At 42.5% G+C, this 576-nt stretch carries 1 protein-coding gene; it reads left to right on the top strand.

Going from position 1 to position 576, the window contains the following annotated elements; genetic code table 11:
- Positions 1-92 precede the first annotated feature (92 nt).
- The coding region (locus tag N7931_RS19340) for a reverse transcriptase domain-containing protein (protein WP_262795976.1) at positions 93-576 on the top strand (484 nt) is incomplete at its 3' end.

Genomic DNA, 576 nt, shown 5'->3' with positions numbered 1-576 from the left:
TCCAGCAGTCAGCAGATGGCATAGTAGCCAAACGCCCATCGTAATGGATGGGACATGGTGAAGGCCTGAACATTTAACCGAAGGAATACTTCATGAATTACTTACATAACGATACGCCACAGTCCTGTGATTCTGGTATGCAGCGTAATGCATTGCAATCAACCTTCAACTTTGATTTATTCGAACAAGTCTTATCAAACGATAATATTCAACATGCATGGAAGCAAGTTAAAGCCAATAAAGGCGCAGCAGGTGTTGATGGGATGAAAATAGACCAGTTTATCGATTGGGCAAAGCAACACTGGCAACAGTGCAATACCCAATTGAGCAATGGCAGATATCGCCCACAACCCGTTAAACGTGTTGAAATTGATAAACCTGATGGGGGCAAACGACAACTCGGAATACCCACTGTGGTTGACCGAGTGATTCAACAAGCCATTACTCAGGTTTTATCGCTCATCATTGATAACACATTTTCTGATAACAGCTTTGGTTTTAGGCCAAACCGTAACGGCCAACAGGCAGTGAAGCAAGTACAACAAATCATTAAATCTAAACGCAATATTGCGGTAG

Source organism: Catenovulum sp. 2E275 (genome assembly GCF_025515275.1).
GTDB lineage: Bacteria > Pseudomonadota > Gammaproteobacteria > Enterobacterales > Alteromonadaceae > Catenovulum.
The sequence above is the reverse complement of the archived record's forward strand: the minus strand, read 5'-3'. Positions and strand labels throughout refer to the sequence as shown.